Source organism: Asanoa sp. NPDC049475 (genome assembly GCF_040676915.1).
Lineage (GTDB): Bacteria > Actinomycetota > Actinomycetes > Mycobacteriales > Micromonosporaceae > Asanoa.
This window is the reverse complement of record NZ_JBFAPY010000004.1, coordinates 859,825-875,314: the sequence shown is the minus strand read 5'-3', so window position 1 is coordinate 875,314 and position 15,490 is coordinate 859,825. Positions and strand designations below refer to the sequence as shown.

Genomic DNA, 15,490 nt, shown 5'->3' with positions numbered 1-15,490 from the left:
AATCTCTGAGCGTAGGCAAGACGGCGGAGGTGACGAGATGACGGACCCGGCCAAGGTGCGCCGGCACGCCGAGCGCGTGCGGGAACTGGTGGCTTCGGTGGTGCGCACCCAGATCAAGGATCCTCGGCTAGGCATGATCACGATCACCGACTCGCGGATCACGGCCGACCTGCGCGACGCGACCGTCTACTACACGGTGCTCGGTGACGTCGCCGAGCAGGAGGCGACGGCGGCCGCGCTCGAGAGCGCCAAGGGCGTGTTGCGCAGCACCGTCGGCAAGGCGTTGGGGCTGCGGCACTCGCCGACCCTGACCTTCGTGCACGACAACGTGCAGGACCAGGCCAAGCACATCGACGAGCTGCTCGCCAAGGCGCGCACGTCCGACGCCGAGGTGCAGCGACTGGCCGCCGGTGCCACCTACGCGGGCGAGGCGCAGCCGTACAAGCTCGACGAAGACGACGACGAGGACGACGACGAGGTCGCCAACGACGCCCCGATGGAGGATCGCCGGTGACCGACCTCTCGGCCACGGCAGTGGCTGCCGGCGCACCCGCCGGGCCGGGTGAAGCCGACTGGGCCGCCGCCGTCGCGGCCGTGCGCGGGCTGCGCCCCACCGACCAGGTGCTGCTCATCTGCCACGTCAACCCCGACGGCGACGCGCTGGGCAGCATGCTGGCGTTCGGCCTCGGGCTGCGCCGCCTGGGCGTCGCCAACCTCCAGTGCACGTTTCCCGGCCCGCTCGACGTCCCCGAGCCGTTCGTCGCCCTGCCGGGCCTCGACCTGCTCGTGCCGGAGGCAGACGCCGCGCCCGCGCCCGACCTGGTCCTCTGCTTCGACGCGGCGGCCACCTCGCGGCTCGGCGGTCTGGTCGACCGCCTGACCACCGCGAAGACCGCCCTGGTGCTCGACCACCACGCCTCCAACCCCGGCTTCGGCACGATCAACATCGTCGACCCGGACGCCGCGGCGACCTCGGTCGTCGCCGACGAGCTGCTGCGGCGCCTCGACGTGCCGCTCGACGCCGAGATCGCGGAGTGCCTCTACGTCGCGCTGGCCACCGACACCGGCTCCTTCCGGTTCGCGATGACCACGCCGTCGGTGCACGAGATGGCCGCGCGGCTGCTGGCCACCGGGATCAGCCCGGGCGACATCTCCCGCCGGGTCTTCGACACCCGACCGTTCGGCGCGGTCCGCCTCTACGGTGACGTGCTCGGCCGGGCCACCCTGGAGCCCGCCGCCGCCGGTGGCCGCGGTCTGGTGTGGACATACGCGACCCTCGACGACCTCGCCCGCCACCAGCAGAAGCCTTACGTTCTCGAGCCGCTGATCGACTCGGTGCGGTGCGCGGCCGAGGCCGACGTGAGCCTCGTGGTCAAGCAGGTCGGCGTGGCCGAGTGGGCGGTCTCCATGCGCAGCAAGGGCGCGATCGACGTGAGTCGGGTCGCGGTCGCGCTGGGCGGTGGCGGGCACAAGCTGGCCGCCGGCTTCACGGGCCGGGGCACGGTCGACGAGGTCGTCCAGGCCATCCGCAGCCAGCTGGGGTAGCCGCTCCGGTCGGGTCCGGCCACAATCGATGGATGGAGGAGCTGGAGCTCGCCACCACCGACGCACCACCCGGTTGGGACCGTGCCGTGGTCACGCTGCCGGTCCTCGGGTTCCTCTCGCTGATCGGCGGCCAGCTTCCGTCCTACACGACCCGGGCCAACGTCTACACGATCTGTGTCGGCGGCGCGATGCTCTGGCTCGGCTTCACCGGCAAGGTCCGCCGACCGCTGCCCGGCCGCCTCGGCCCCGGCACCACCTGGTGGCTGCTGCCGATCGGGATCTTCGGGGTCTTCGAGGGCAGCACCTTCCTGCTCGGCGACAGCCCTGACTTCCCGACCTTCTCGCGGCTCGCGAATCCCCTGCTCGAAGACGAGCTGCTCCGCTCGGCCGGCTACTTCGTCTGGCTGACGAGCTTCTGGGCGCTGGTGCGGCGATGAGCCTTACCCGGTCGATCGCGATCGCGGGGTTCGTCGTGGCCATTGTGGCCTGTGCGGTGGTCGAGGTGCTGGCCCGTCGACGGGACTCGACCATCCCGACGTTGGGCGAGGTCTGCGCGCACGCGATCGCGTACGAGGTGGGCCGGGTGCCCGTGGGTCGGATCGGGTTCTTCGGTTTCTGGTGGTGGCTGGGCTGGCACCTGTTCGCGCGCTGAACGATCGTTCCGCCTATTGGGAACGCCGCGCGAAATCTGGGACCTGAACGTTAGCTTGGTTGGTGACACGGTGGTAACCCGCCGTGCTGCCTCCAGGGTCACACCAGACCCGGGCTCGACGCAGCGACGCGTTCCGCGCCGGTGATCCCGGCGCCGCCGTCGGGCGACCACCCGCCAGCTCCGCCCTGGAAGGACGCTGTTCATGAGCACGAAGCGCAAGCACGAGAAGCAGAGCGACGAAGAGCGCGAGGCCGCCCGGCGCGCGCTGCAGACGTCGATGGACACCCGCCAGTAGGGGGTTTCCGACCAGTCCAAGGACCTGCTGTCGCGGTTCGCCGTTCGGCCGAACCACGACAACAGGTCCTTGTGCGTTGCGGGCCGGTCTGACGTAAGGCACGTGTTGCGATTGCGTTCCTTACAGGTCGCGTGTCAGGATGCGTCCCGATGGATACCGCGACCACCTCCCGGCGGATCGCCGGCCTGGCCTTTCCGGCCCTGGTCGTGCTGGCCGCCGAGCCGCTCTACGTGCTCGTCGACACCGCCGTCGTGGGCCACCTCGGCAGCGTCCCGCTCGCCGCCGTCGCGGTCGGCGGCACCGTCCTGACGATGGCAGCCTGGCTGGGCACGATCCTGGCCTACGGCACCACCGGCCGGGCCGCCCGGCGGTTCGGAGCCGGCGACCGTGCCGCCGCGGTGCAGGAGGGTCTCCAGGCGTCCTGGCTGGCGTTCAGTGTCGGCGTCGTGATCGCGATCGGCATGCAGGTCGCGGCCGGCCCCCTGGCCCGCGCGCTGGCCGGCAACCCGGAGATCGCCGGCGCGGCCGCGCAGTGGCTGCGGGTCGCGGCGATCGGCGCGCCCGGCCTGCTGCTGGCCGCCGCCGGCAACGGCTGGATGCGCGGCGTCCAGGACACCAAGCGCCCGCTGCGCTTCGTGCTCGGCGCCAACCTGCTCTCCGCCGCCCTCTGCCCGATCCTGGTCTATCCGGTCGGCCTCGGCCTGGTCGGCTCCGCGATCGCCAACGTGGTCGCGCAGACGGTGTCCGGCGTCTGCTTCGCGGTCGCCCTGCTCCGCGAGGACATCTCGTGGCGGCCGCATCTCCGGGTGATCGGCGAGCAGCTGCGGATGGGTCGCGACCTGCTGATCCGTGGCGGGGCGTTCCAGCTCAGCTTCCTGTCGGCGACCACGGTGGCGGCCCGGTTCGGCACCGCGACCGTCGCCGGCCACCAGATCGCGATGCAGCTCTTCTTCTTCACGGCGCTGGTGCTCGACGCCGTGGCGATCGCCGCGCAGTCGCTGATCGGCGCCGCGCTCGGGGCCGGCGACGCGGCGGGTGCGCGGGCGCTGGCCCGCCGGATCGGGTTCATCGGAGTGGTCTGCGGCGCGGTGTTCGCGGTCGTCATCGCGGCCGGCTCCGGCGTCGTGCCGCGGCTGTTCAGCTCCGACGGGGCCGTGCTCGACCAGGCCGGCGTGGCCTGGCCGTGGTTCGTCGCGATGCAGCCGGTGGCGGGGCTGGTGTTCGCCCTCGACGGCGTGCTGATCGGGGCCGGCGACGTGCGCTACCTGCGCGACCTGACCGTGGTGGCGGCGCTGGGGTTCTTCCTGCCGGCCATCTGGACCGCGTACGTGCTGGACTGGGGCCTCTCCGGAATCTGGGCGGGGCTGACCCTGTTCGTGGTGGTCCGCTGCGTGGCCCTGCTGATGCGCCTGCGCACCGGCGGCTGGGCCGTGGTGGGAGCGGTCCGTTGACGGTCTGGCAGGCTTGACCGCCGTGACGGTTGACGGGCTGATCGTGGTGGACAAGCCGGGCGGGATGACCTCGCATGACGTGGTGTCCCGGTTGCGGCGGTTGGCGCGCACACGGCGGGTCGGGCACGGCGGCACGCTGGACCCGATGGCGACCGGGGTGCTGGTGATCGGGGTCAACAAGGCCACCCGGCTGCTGACGTACGTGATCGGCGCCGACAAGTCGTACACGGCGACGGTCCGGCTCGGGCAGTCGACCGTCACCGACGACGCCGAGGGCGAGGTCGTGGCCACCGTCTCCGCCGCGGAGCTGACCGACGACGCGATCCGGGCCGCCCTGGAGGCCCAGCGGGGTGAGCTCGACCAGGTGCCCAGCGCCGTCAGCGCGATCAAGATTGACGGGCAGCGGGCGTACAAGCGGGTCCGTGGCGGTGAAGAGGTCGCGATCCCGCCGCGGCGTGTGACGATCTCGCGGTTGGAGCTCCTGGACATCCGGCGCGTCGGCGACGTGGTCGACGTGGACATCGACGTGACCTGCTCGTCCGGCACCTACATCCGGGCCATCGCCCGGGACGCGGGCGCCACACTCGGGGTGGGCGGCCACCTGACAAGACTCCGGCGCACGGCCGTCGGCGGCTTCACGCTGGCCGAGGCGCGCACGCTGGAGCAGCTCGAGGCGGTCTCGCCGGACGTGGTCGACCTGCCGATGGCCGATGCGGCCCGACGCTTCATGCCGACCCGGGAGGCCTCGGACGAGGAGGCCCGGACGCTGTCGCACGGCGGCCCGTTGGCGGCCGCCGGGATCGCGGGTCCGTACGCGGTGGTCGGCCCGGCCGGCGACCTGCTGGCCGTGGTCAGCGAGCAGGGCTCGAAGGCGAAGCCGGAGATCGTGCTCGCCGCGGCCGGCTGACCAAACCCCCTGATCTAGGCTTCCCGTATGGAGCGGTGGCGGGGATATCAGGCTGCGCCGGGTGGATGGGGGCGGTCGGCCCTGACCATCGGCGTGTTCGACGGGGTGCACCGCGGACACCAGGCGATCATCGGGCATCTGGTGAAGAGGGCCAACGAGTTCGGCGTGAAGTCGGTGGTGGTCACCTTCGACCCGCACCCCGCCGAGGTGGTGCGGCCGGGGTCGCACCCGGCCATCCTGACCGAGCCGAAGCGCAAGGCCGAGCTCATCGAGGCGCTCGGCGTCGACGTGCTCTGCGTCGTGCCGTTCACCCAGGACTTCTCGCGGCTGCCGGCCGAGGAGTTCGTGCACGACGCCCTGGTCGAGAGCCTGCACGCCGCGCTCGTGGTGGTGGGCGAGAACTTCCGGTTCGGGCACAAGGCGGCCGGGGACGTCCCGCTGCTGGAACGGCTCGGGCGGACCTTCGGGTTCGCGGTCGAGGGTGCGCCGCTGGTGTCCTCCGACGACACGGTCTTCAGCTCCACCTACATCCGCAGCTGCATCGACGCCGGCGACGTGACCGCGGCGGCCGCGGCCCTCGGGCGGCCCCACCGGCTCGAAGGGATCGTCGTGCGGGGCGACCAGCGGGGCACCGAGATCGGCTTCCCGACCGCGAACCTGAGCGTGCACCGGTACGCGGCGGTCCCGGCCGACGGGATCTACGCGGGGTGGCTGCTGCGCCGCGGCGAGCGGCTCCCGGCGGCCATCTCGATCGGGACAAACCCGACGTTTTCCGGTCGTGAACGGCGCGTCGAGGCGTATATCCTCGATTTCGACGGTGACCTCTACGGCGAGCGGGTGGCTCTCGACTTCGTCGTCCGGCTCCGTGACATGCTCAAGTTCGACGGTGTCGAGCCGCTCGTCGCGCAGATGGCCGACGACGTCGCGCAGACCCGGCAGGCGCTGGCCAGCTGACGTCACGGCGGCCGATCGATGCCGGGCTGGTAGCCTGGTAGAGACGTCGGTTCACCGACGCCCGGCCTCGCGTGCCTGCACGACGCCGCGGGTGCGAGGTTCGTCACCAACACACGAACGCAGGAGATCATGGCGCTCGATCAGGAGCAGAAGAGCAAGATCCGCGCGGAGTACGCGACCGCCGAGGGCGACACCGGTTCCCCGGAGGTCCAGGTGGCCGTGCTGACCAAGCGCATCGCCGACCTCACGGAGCACCTCAAGGTGCACAAGCACGACCACCACAGCCGGCGCGGCCTGCTGCTGCTGGTCGGCCGCCGGCGGCGGCTGCTCAACTACCTGCAGAAGACGGACATCAGCCGCTACCGTGCGCTCATCGAGCGCCTCGGCCTGCGGCGTTGACGCATCGCGGGGGAGTGACCGACCTGGTCGCTCCCCCGCTCCACAACTCTCATAAGACGGGCCAGCTTGACCGTCGGCGAACAGGAAGTTGTCGACGCACCGGTCCTCGGTAGTGGCCCCCGGGCCGGCCGGCACACAGCTGCCGGCTCCCCCGGGCGCTTCGATCGAAGACCGGCCGTCAGAGCAGCTCCCCCTCGCACCGGGGTCGAGCCGTGCCACGACCGAAGGAGCACTACGCACTCATGACCGAGACCAAACTCGGCGACAAGCAGAGCACCGCGGTGATCGACAACGGGGCCTTCGGCACCCGTGAGATCACCTTCACCACCGGCAAGCTGGCCAAGCAGGCGCCTGGCTCCTGCATCGCGCAGCTTGGCGACACCACCGTCCTGTCGACGACCGCGGCCAGCAAGTCGCCGCGCGAGTCGTTCGACTTCTTCCCGCTGACGGTCGACGTCGAGGAGCGGATGTACGCGGCCGGGCGCATCCCGGGCTCGTTCTTCCGCCGCGAGGGTCGCCCCAGCGAGGACGCGATCCTCACCTGCCGGCTGATCGACCGGCCGCTGCGCCCCTCGTTCGTCAAGGGCCTGCGCAACGAGGTCCAGGTCATCGAGACCGTCCTGGCGCTCGACCCGGCCCACCCGTACGACGTGGTCGCGATCAACGCCGCCTCGCTGTCGACCAAGCTGTCCGGCCTGCCGTTCTCGGGCCCGATCGGCGCGACCCGCATGGCGCACATCGACGGCACCTGGGTCGCCTTCCCGACCCACGAGGAGCTGGCCCGCGCCACCTTCGACATGGTCGTGGCCGGCCGGGTCCTGCCCGACGGTGACGTCGCGATCATGATGGTCGAGGCCGAGGCCACCGAGCACACCGTCAAGCTGGTCGCCGACGGCGCCACCGCCCCGACCGAAGAGGTCGTCGCCGGTGGTCTGGAGGCTTCGAAGCCGGCCATCCGCGAGCTGTGCCGCGCGCAGAGCGAGCTCGCCGAGGTCGCGGCCAAGCCGGTCGCCGAGTTCCCCGTCTTCCTCGACTACCAGGACGACGCGTACGAGGCCGTCTCGGCCGCCGTCCGCGGCGACGTGGCCGAGGCGCTGAAGATCGCTCCGAAGGCGGAGCGCGAAGAGGCCCTCGACCGCATCAAGGACCAGGTGCACGAGCGGCTCGACGCCCAGTTCGAGGGGCGCGAGAAGGAGCTCTCGGCCGCGCTGCGCTCGGTGACCAAGAGCGAGGTGCGCGCCCGCGTGCTGCGCGACCAGGTCCGCATCGACGGCCGTGGCCCGCGCGACATCCGGCCGCTGTCGGCCCAGATCGAGGTGCTGCCCCGGGTGCACGGCTCGGCGCTGTTCGAGCGCGGCGAGACCCAGATCCTCGGCGTCACCACGCTCAACATGCTTCGGATGGAGCAGCAGCTCGACACGCTGTCGCCGGAGAAGCACAAGCGCTACATGCACAACTACAACTTCCCGCCGTACTCGACCGGTGAGACCGGCCGGGTCGGTTCGCCGAAGCGCCGCGAGATCGGCCACGGCGCGCTGGCCGAGCGGGCGCTGATCCCCGTGCTGCCGGCTCGCGAGGAGTTCCCCTACGCGATCCGCCAGGTCTCCGAGGCCCTCAGCTCCAACGGCTCCACCTCGATGGGCTCGGTCTGCGCCTCGACGCTGGCCCTGCTCTCGGCCGGTGTGCCGCTGAAGGCGCCGGTCGCCGGCATCGCGATGGGCCTCATCTCCGACGAGGTCGACGGCAAGACGCAGTACGTGACGCTGACCGACATCCTCGGCGCCGAGGACGCGTACGGCGACATGGACTTCAAGGTCGCCGGCACGCCGGAGTTCGTCACCGCGCTCCAGCTCGACACCAAGCTCGACGGCATCCCGTCCGACGTGCTGGCCGGCGCGCTCCAGCAGGCGCACGAGGCCCGCACGACGATCCTCGGTGTCATGCACGACGCGATCGAGGCCCCGGCCTCGATGTCCGACCACGCGCCGCGGGTGACCACCGTGAAGATCCCGGTCGACAAGATCGGCATGGTGATCGGCCCCAAGGGTCAGACGATCAACGCGATCCAGGACGAGACCGGCGCCGAGATCTCCATCGAGGACGACGGCACGATCTACGTCGGCGCGACCAACGGCCCCTCGGCCGAGGCCGCCGTCGAGCGGATCAACGCGATCGCCAACCCGACGCTGCCGAAGGTCGGCGACAAGTTCCTCGGCACCGTGGTGAAGACGGCCGCGTTCGGCGCGTTCGTCTCGCTGCTGCCGGGCCGCGACGGCCTGCTGCACATCTCCAAGGTGGGCAACGGCAAGCGGGTCGAGCGGGTCGAGGACTTCCTCAACGTCGGCGACAAGGTCGAGGTCCAGATCGCGGACATCGACCAGCGCGGCAAGATCTACCTCGACAAGGTGCGGGCCGAGGGCGAAGAGGCCCCCGCGGCCGAGGAGGGCGCCTCGGAGCGTCCGCCGGCCCGCTCCGGTGACCGTGGCCCGCGCGACCGGGGTGACCGCGACCGCGGCGACCGCGGCCCGAGCGGTGACCGTCCGAGCCGCAGCGACGACGGTGGCGGCGAGGGCGGCGGCGAGCCGCGTCGGCGGCGCAACCGCCACAGCTGAGATGACAACGCGTGAGCGGGCCGGCGCTTCGGCGTCGGCCCGCGCCGTCACCCGCACCCTGATCACCGACCCCCTCGGCGGCACGATCCGCCGCACGGTGCTCCCCTCTGGGCTGCGGATCCTGACCGAGGCCGTGCCGGCGATGCGCAGCGTGTCGTTCGGCGTGTGGGTGTCGATCGGCTCCCGGGACGAGACTCCGGCCCAGTCCGGCTGCTCGCACTTCCTGGAGCACCTGCTCTTCAAGGGCACCAAGAAGCGCACGGCCCTGGACATCTCGGCGCAGATCGAGGCGGTCGGCGGCGAGACCAACGCCTTCACGACGAAGGAATACACCTGCTACTACGCGCGGGTGCTGGACGCTGATCTGCCGATGGCGATCGACGTCATGTGCGACCTGATCTCCGACTCGGTGCTGGCCCCGGCCGACGTCGAGACCGAGCGCGGCGTGATCCTCGAAGAGATCGCGATGCACGAGGACGAGCCGGGCGACGAGGTGCACGACATCTTCGCCTCGGCGGTCTACGGCAAGCACCCGCTGGGCCGGCTGATCTCGGGCACAGAGGAGACCATCTCCCCGATGACCCGGCGCCAGATCGACTCGTTCTACCGCCGCAACTACGTGGCGCCCTCGATCGTCATCGCCGCGGCCGGCAACCTCGACCACAACACCGTTGTGCGGCGGGTCCGGGCGGCGCTGGCCGGCACGGTGCTGGACAGCCCGGCGGCGGCCCCGACCGGCCACCGCCCTGTCAGCCCGGCGGTGAAGCTGCGCAGCGGCCAGGTCGTCGTGTCCAACAAGGACAGCGAGCAGGCCCACGTGGTGCTCGGCGGCGCCGGCATCTCCCGCCTGGACGACCGACGGTTCGCGCTCAGCGTGCTCAACAACGTGCTGGGCGGCGGCATGTCGAGCCGGCTGTTCCAGGAGATCCGCGAGCAGCGCGGCCTGGCCTACTCGGTCTACTCGTACGCCAGCCAGTTCGCCGACAGCGGCCTGTTCGCCGTCTATGCGGGCTGCGCGCCCGGCAAGGTCGAGGAAGTGCTCGACCTGACCCGCACGTCGCTCGCCACGGTGGCCCGCGACGGCGTGACCGCCACCGAGGTCGCCCGGGGCAAGGGGATGGCGAAGGGCTCCTACGTGCTCGGCCTCGAGGACACCGGTTCCCGGATGAGCCGGCTGGCCAAGGGCGAGTTCCTCTACGACGACCCGCTGTCGGTCGACGACCTGCTGGCCAAGGTCGACGCGGTGACGGTCGACGAGGTCAACGCGCTGGCCGCCGAGCTCTGCGGTCAGGAGATGTCCCTGGCCGTCATCGGCCCCTTCGAGGACGGCGACGTCCGCTTCTCATAAGGTTGACGCGTGACTGACGTGCGCGAACCCCTTCGGGTCGGTGTGCTGGGCGCCCGCGGGCGGATGGGTGTCGAGGTGTGCAAGGCCGTCGACGCGGCTGAGGACATGGAGCTGGTCGCCATGATCGACCAGGGCGACGGCCTGTTCGCGGCCTCCGACGCCGGTGCGGAGGTGATCGTCGACTTCACCACGCCCGACGTGGTGATGGACAACCTGCACTGGTGCGTCGAGCAGGGGATCAGCGCGGTCGTCGGCACGACGGGGTTCAGCGAGCAGCGCCTCGACCGGGTGCGCTCGTGGCTGTCCCACAAGCCCGAGGTCGGCGTGCTCGTAGCGCCCAACTTCGGCATCGGCGCGGTGCTGATGATGCAGTTCGCGACCAGAGCCGCCCGGCACTTCGAGTCGGTCGAGATCATCGAGCTGCACCACCCGCGCAAGGTCGACGCGCCCAGCGGCACCGCGACACACACCGCCCGACTGATCGCCGCCGCCCGCGCGGAGGCGGGGCTGGGTCCGGTGCCCGACGCGACGAAGGACGAGGTCGACGGCGCCCGCGGCGCCGACATCGACGGCGTGCGGGTGCATGCCGTCCGGTCCACCGGTCTCATCGCCCACCAGGAGGTGCTGTTCGGCACCGTCGGCGAGACCCTCACCATCCGCCACGACTCACTGGACAGGGCGTCGTTCATGCCCGGTGTGCTGCTTGGCGTTCGCGAGATCCGCAACCGGCCGGGGCTCACCGTCGGACTGGACGCGTTGCTGTAAACCGGAGAGCCGATGACTCGGGTCCGCTGTGGGCGCGACCGTTGCTCCCGCCAGAGAGCGCTCCGCTTCGCTGCGCTGCCAGGTCCGCCGTCGGTCGCCGTCAAGGCCTGCGACCGACAGGCGGACCTTCGTCTGCTCAGGCGTGACGGGTCAGCTTCAGGGTGTCGGGCAGGCCTTCGACCGTGGCTGAGCCGTCCGCTTCGACGACCACGTCGACCGACGCGTCTCCGATGCGCAGGCCCCGGGCTGTCACCGCGCCCAGCGGGGCGCCGGGCAGCGGGGCCAGGGCTACCGTGCCGGCGGGGACGTCGGGGCGTAGGCCGACTGCCGCGTGCAGCAACGTGATGCCGGCTGCCGCTGCCCAGGCTTGCGGGCGGCAGGCCGCTGGGTAGGGGACCGGGCGGCCGAACGCGCCGCGGTCGTCGCCGCCGAAGAGCTCTGGGAGCTGGTAGTCGAAGGACTCCGCGGCGGCCAGCAGGCCTGAGGTCAGCGTTGCTGCCGCGGCCGGGTGGCCGGCTCGGGCCAGGCGGTCGATCACGATCGCCGTGTCGTGGGCCCAGACCGAGCCGCAGTGGTACGACAGCGGGCTGAACGCCGCGTCGTGGGTCGACATCGTGCGCAGGCCGAAGCCGCCCGCCAGCGCCGACGACGCCAGCAGGTCGGCTACCTGGGCCGACTCCTTTGCCGTCAGCAGGCCCGTGCCCAGCAGGTGGCCGATGTTGCTGGTCAGGGAGTCCACCGGCCGCTTGTCGCCGTCCAGAGCCAGTGCGGGGTGCGCGCCCGCCGGCCCGTCGACCCAGAACGTGTCGCGGAAGCGGGTCGCCATCTGCTCCGCGTACTCGCGCCAGCGCTCCCCACCCGGCCGGCCGAACGCGTCCAGCAGGGCGGCTCCGTGCAGGGCGGCCTCGTACGCGTAGCCCTGCACCTCGACCAGCGCGATCGGTGCCGTGGCCAGCGACCCGTCCCGGAACCGGATCGAGTCGCCCGAGTCCTTCCAGCCCTGGTTGGCCAGCCCGCGGCCGCTCTCGTCGACGTACTCCAGGAACCCGTCACCGTCCGCGTCCCCGTGCGCCGCGAGCCAGCCGAGCCCCGCCTCCAACGCGGGCAGCAGCGACTCGACGGCGGCCGGCGGCATGCCCCAGCGCCACGCGTCGTGCAGCAGCGAGATCCACAGCATGGTCGAGTCGACGGAGCCGAAGTACGCCGCGGGCAACTGCGCCTGCGCGTCGGCCCGCCGCAGCTCGTGCAGGATCTTGCCCGGCGCCTGGCCGGTCTCACCGGAGACCACCGTGCCCTGGTGCGCGGCCAGCACGCGCAGCGTGCCCTCGGCGATGTCGGTGCCCAGCGGCAGCAGCATCCGCGCGGCCCACAGGCTGTCGCGGCCGAACAGCGTCAGGTACCACGGCACGCCGGCGCCGAGGAACGTGTCGGTGGCACCGGCGGACAGCCGCAGCCGCAGCGACTCCAGGTCGTCGAGGGAACGGGAGGCCAACCGGGCCAGCCGGCGGTCGTCGGCGGTGACCGTCGGGCGCGACCACTCCACGGCAGACGCGGGCGAGACGACGAGCGCCGCCGGGTCGCTGACCCGTAGCTGCCAGGAGACGCTGACCGACGTACGAGGTGCGACCGTCAACGACCAACGCACCGTGCCGTCGTCGTCGACCACCGCGCCGGGCGCTGTCACCGTGACCGACACATCACCCGCCGACCAGGTCAGGCCGGAACGCACCACCGCCGGATCCACCACCGCACGACCGGACTTGACCGGCGAGATGGGCGCCAGGTCCGCGTCGAGCGCCAGCGACGCCGACGTCGACACCGGCGCCGCGGCCGTCGACGTGACCGTGATGGTCTCGTCGAGCCCGGTCGGCACCAGCCGCCGCTCGCGGGTGACGCGCACGGTCGGGTCGGGGCCGTCGTCGCCGAGCCAGCGGGCAAGTCCCACGAAAGCCGTCGCGCCCGGGCCAAGCGGAGAATTCGCCACAGGCTCGACAGACCGTCCATCGAGCAGCAACTCCGCCCGGCTCAGCACCCGTACGTCGGCATGGAACATCCCCTGCACCCCGACAGCCCGGATCTGGCCTGACGGTTCGCACAGGACGCTGGCCGGCGCCCGCACCGTCGAGATCAGATCGTGGAGCAGCGGCTGAAGGTTGCGGTCTGGCACGAAATCTCCTGTGAACGTTGGCGCCATCTTGACAGAGCCGGGATGGCAGCGGCAGAGTGCGAAACAACCCTGCAACTTGAACGATCCAATAATGCACTTTCGACTTTGAACGTTCAAGACCGTGGAAGGGATCAAATGGCGGAGAAGGTCACCATTGCCACCGTGGCGGCGCACGCCCAGGTGTCCCGGCAAACGGTGTCCAATGTGCTCAACAGCCCGCACCTCGTGCGGGAGGAGACGCGCCGCCGGGTCGAGGAGGCCATCGCCGCCCTCGGCTACCGGATCAACCTGGCGGCGCGCCAGATGCGCACCGGGCGCTCGCAGCTGCTCGCCGTGCGGATCGAACCCACCCGCGACGGCATCAACGGCTCGGTGCTCGACCGCTTCCTCCACGGCCTGACCTTCGCGGCCGCGGCCGCCGGCTACCGGGTGATGCTCTACACGGCCGACGACGACGGCGACGAGATCAAGACCTTCGACAACCTGCTCGCGTCGTACGACCTCGACGGTTTCGTTCTGACCGGCACCGACCACGGGGACGTCCGCACGTTCTGGCTCGCCGAGCGCGGTGTGCAGTTCGTGACCTTCGGCCGTCCGTGGGACGCGCCCGAACGGCACTCGTGGGTCGACGTCGACAACGCCGACGGCACCGCGCAGGCCACCCGGCGCCTGATCGAGACCGGGCACCGGCGGATCGGCTTCATCGGTTGGCCAGCCGGGTCCGGCGTCGGCGACGACCGGCGCGACGGCTGGCAACGCACGATGAAGGCCCACGAGCTCGACCCGGCCGGTCTCGACCGGGGCGCACCCGACGGCATCGCCCAGGGCGCGGAGTGCGCGCGCGAGCTGCTCACCATGCCCGACGCGCCCACCGCCTTCGTGTGCGCGAGTGACTCGCTCGCGCTCGGTGCCCTCCAGGCCGCCGGTGGCCGCACGGCGGTCATCGGCTTCGACGACACCCCGGTCGCCCAGGCGATCGGCCTGACCAGCGTCAGTCAGCCGCTGCCCGACGCGGCCGCGCGCTGCATTGACCTGCTCATCAACCACCTCGACGGCAACCCCGTCGGCACCACCCAGGTGCTGCTCAAACCGTCCCTCGTGATCCGCACCAGCGCATAACCCCCCTCTACCCAGGAGTTACGACATGAGACGCAATCGGTTCCGTGGCGCAGCCGTAGCGGTGTTCGCCGCCGGCACGCTCCTCGCCTCCGCCGCCTGCGGCGACGGCTTCGACGACGGTGGCGAGGCGGCCCAGCAGACGTCGGGCCCTGCCGCCCTGCAGATCCTCATCGGCTCCTCCGGCGACGCGGAGACCACGGCGGTCAAGGACGCCGCGGCGGCCTGGGCGACCAAGAGCGGCAACACCGCGACGGTCACCCCCGCCCAGGACCTGACCCAGCAGCTCGGCCAGGCGCTGGCCGGCGACAACCCGCCGGACGTGTTCTACGTCGACGCCGGCCGGTTCGCCGACTACGCGAGCGTCGGCGCGCTCGAGGCCTACGGCGACAAGGTCGACAACCCGGGCGACTTCTACCAGAGCCTCAAGGACACGTTCACCTTCGACGGCAAGTTCTACTGCGCGCCCAAGGACTTCTCCACGCTGGCCCTGGAGATCAACACTGACCTGTGGACCAAGGCGGGTCTGACCGACGCCGACGTCCCGACCACCTGGGACCAGCTCACCAGCGTCGCCCAGAAGCTCAAGGCCAAGGGCACCATGCCGCTGGCGATCGCGGACACCCGCGACCGGGTCGGCGCGTTCATGGTGCAGTCCGGCGGCTGGATCGTCAGCAAGGACGGCAAGCAGGCCACCGCCGACAGCGCCGAGAACGTCGCCGCGCTGACCTACGTGCAGTCGCTGCTCAAGGACGGTCTGGCTTCCTACCCCAAGGCGCTGGACGCCGGCTGGGGTGGCGAGGCCTTCGGCAAGGCCAAGGCCGCCATGACGATCGAGGGCAACTGGATCAAGGGCGCGATGACCAACGACTTCCCGAACGTGAAGTACACGGTGCACGAGCTTCCGGCCGGCCCCAAGGGCAAGGGCACGCTGTCGTTCACGAACTGCTGGGGCATCGCCGCCAAGAGCAAGTTCAAGGAGCAGGCCATCGACTTCGTCAAGGCGATGACCTCGGTCGACCAGCAGATGACCTTCGCCAAGGCGTTCGGCGTGATGCCGTCCCGGCAGTCGGCGCGTGACCAGTACACGGCCGCCTTCCCGGCGGACAAGGCGTTCATCGACGGCGCCGAGTACGCCCAGGGCCCGGTCAACGCCCCGAAGATGGACAGCGTCCTGGCCGACTTCGACGCCTCGCTCAACACGCTGGCCAAGGCCGACCCGAAGGCGCTGCTCGGCACGCTCCAGAAGAACACCCAGGCGAACCTGGGCGGCTGAGTA

At 71.3% G+C, this 15,490-nt stretch carries 14 protein-coding genes; 13 read left to right on the top strand and 1 reads right to left on the bottom strand.

The annotated features are described in order from the left end of the window. Positions 1–37 precede the first annotated feature (37 nt). The 11 genes from rbfA (at position 38) to dapB (ending at position 10,928) form a co-directional block, all read left to right on the top strand. Positions 38–514 (top strand): 30S ribosome-binding factor RbfA, encoded by a 477-nt coding sequence (gene rbfA / locus AB0J88_RS19715; RefSeq protein WP_089254604.1) that lies wholly within the window; start codon positions 38–40, stop codon positions 512–514. Then, positions 511–1,545: a bifunctional oligoribonuclease/PAP phosphatase NrnA gene (locus AB0J88_RS19710; protein ID WP_364342219.1), complete on the top strand. Its 1,035-nt coding sequence runs from the start codon at positions 511–513 to the stop codon at positions 1,543–1,545. The genes rbfA and AB0J88_RS19710 overlap by 4 nt, the downstream gene beginning before the upstream one ends. A 32-nt stretch (positions 1,546–1,577) precedes the next feature. Beyond that, entirely contained in the window at positions 1,578–1,982 is a 405-nt protein-coding gene (locus AB0J88_RS19705) for a hypothetical protein (RefSeq protein ID WP_364342222.1), read from the top strand. After that, the gene (locus tag AB0J88_RS19700) at positions 1,979–2,197 is read left to right on the top strand and encodes a DUF6186 family protein (RefSeq protein ID WP_364342225.1); all 219 of its coding nucleotides are present in this window, start codon (positions 1,979–1,981) and stop codon (positions 2,195–2,197) included. The genes AB0J88_RS19705 and AB0J88_RS19700 overlap by 4 nt, the downstream gene beginning before the upstream one ends. A gap of 444 nt (positions 2,198–2,641) precedes the next feature. Then, positions 2,642–3,943 (top strand): MATE family efflux transporter, encoded by a 1,302-nt coding sequence (locus AB0J88_RS19695; RefSeq protein ID WP_364342228.1) that lies wholly within the window; start codon positions 2,642–2,644, stop codon positions 3,941–3,943. Between the two features lie 22 nt (positions 3,944–3,965). Next, positions 3,966–4,850 (top strand): tRNA pseudouridine(55) synthase TruB, encoded by an 885-nt coding sequence (truB, locus tag AB0J88_RS19690; protein ID WP_364342231.1) that lies wholly within the window; start codon positions 3,966–3,968, stop codon positions 4,848–4,850. Positions 4,851–4,877: 27 nt separating this feature from the next. Then, entirely contained in the window at positions 4,878–5,804 is a 927-nt protein-coding gene (locus tag AB0J88_RS19685) for a bifunctional riboflavin kinase/FAD synthetase (RefSeq protein WP_364342234.1), read from the top strand. A gap of 129 nt (positions 5,805–5,933) precedes the next feature. Next, a complete protein-coding gene (rpsO, locus tag AB0J88_RS19680) occupies positions 5,934–6,203 on the top strand; it encodes a 30S ribosomal protein S15 (RefSeq protein ID WP_089254609.1) in 270 nt (89 codons plus the stop codon). 242 nt (positions 6,204–6,445) lie between these two features. Continuing rightward, positions 6,446–8,815: a polyribonucleotide nucleotidyltransferase gene (locus AB0J88_RS19675; RefSeq protein ID WP_364342237.1), complete on the top strand. Its 2,370-nt coding sequence runs from the start codon at positions 6,446–6,448 to the stop codon at positions 8,813–8,815. A gap of 1 nt (position 8,816) precedes the next feature. Continuing rightward, positions 8,817–10,163, top strand: a complete 1,347-nt coding sequence (locus AB0J88_RS19670; RefSeq protein WP_364342240.1) for a pitrilysin family protein — start codon at positions 8,817–8,819, stop codon at positions 10,161–10,163. Positions 10,164–10,172: 9 nt separating this feature from the next. Continuing rightward, positions 10,173–10,928 (top strand): 4-hydroxy-tetrahydrodipicolinate reductase, encoded by a 756-nt coding sequence (gene dapB, locus AB0J88_RS19665; protein WP_364342243.1) that lies wholly within the window; start codon positions 10,173–10,175, stop codon positions 10,926–10,928. Between the two features lie 136 nt (positions 10,929–11,064). Here the strand turns inward: dapB and AB0J88_RS19660 are convergent, their stop codons facing one another. Then, entirely contained in the window at positions 11,065–13,095 is a 2,031-nt protein-coding gene (locus tag AB0J88_RS19660; protein ID WP_364342246.1) for a glycogen debranching N-terminal domain-containing protein, read from the bottom strand. A 135-nt stretch (positions 13,096–13,230) separates the two neighbouring features. Here AB0J88_RS19660 and AB0J88_RS19655 point away from each other — a divergent pair, with 135 nt between their 5' ends. Further along, on the top strand, positions 13,231–14,214 hold the full coding sequence (locus AB0J88_RS19655; protein WP_364342249.1) for a substrate-binding domain-containing protein: 984 nt from the start codon (positions 13,231–13,233) through the stop codon (positions 14,212–14,214). 25 nt (positions 14,215–14,239) lie between these two features. Next, the gene (locus tag AB0J88_RS19650) at positions 14,240–15,487 is read left to right on the top strand and encodes an extracellular solute-binding protein (protein WP_364342252.1); all 1,248 of its coding nucleotides are present in this window, start codon (positions 14,240–14,242) and stop codon (positions 15,485–15,487) included. Positions 15,488–15,490: the final 3 nt, after the last annotated feature.

Excerpts from the sequence above, each read along its gene's own strand:
- AB0J88_RS19675 (WP_364342237.1), top strand. The coding sequence starts at position 6,446 with ATGACCGAGACCAAACTCGGCGACAAGCAGAGCACCGCGGTGATCGAC.
- AB0J88_RS19685 (WP_364342234.1), top strand. The coding sequence starts at position 4,878 with ATGGAGCGGTGGCGGGGATATCAGGCTGCGCCGGGTGGATGGGGGCGG.
- rbfA (WP_089254604.1), top strand. The coding sequence starts at position 38 with ATGACGGACCCGGCCAAGGTGCGCCGGCACGCCGAGCGCGTGCGGGAA.
- AB0J88_RS19695 (WP_364342228.1), top strand. The coding sequence starts at position 2,642 with ATGGATACCGCGACCACCTCCCGGCGGATCGCCGGCCTGGCCTTTCCG.
- AB0J88_RS19650 (WP_364342252.1), top strand. The coding sequence starts at position 14,240 with ATGAGACGCAATCGGTTCCGTGGCGCAGCCGTAGCGGTGTTCGCCGCC.
- rpsO (WP_089254609.1), top strand. The coding sequence starts at position 5,934 with ATGGCGCTCGATCAGGAGCAGAAGAGCAAGATCCGCGCGGAGTACGCG.
- AB0J88_RS19700 (WP_364342225.1), top strand. The coding sequence starts at position 1,979 with ATGAGCCTTACCCGGTCGATCGCGATCGCGGGGTTCGTCGTGGCCATT.
- AB0J88_RS19705 (WP_364342222.1), top strand. The coding sequence starts at position 1,578 with ATGGAGGAGCTGGAGCTCGCCACCACCGACGCACCACCCGGTTGGGAC.
- AB0J88_RS19670 (WP_364342240.1), top strand. The coding sequence starts at position 8,817 with ATGACAACGCGTGAGCGGGCCGGCGCTTCGGCGTCGGCCCGCGCCGTC.
- AB0J88_RS19655 (WP_364342249.1), top strand. The coding sequence starts at position 13,231 with ATGGCGGAGAAGGTCACCATTGCCACCGTGGCGGCGCACGCCCAGGTG.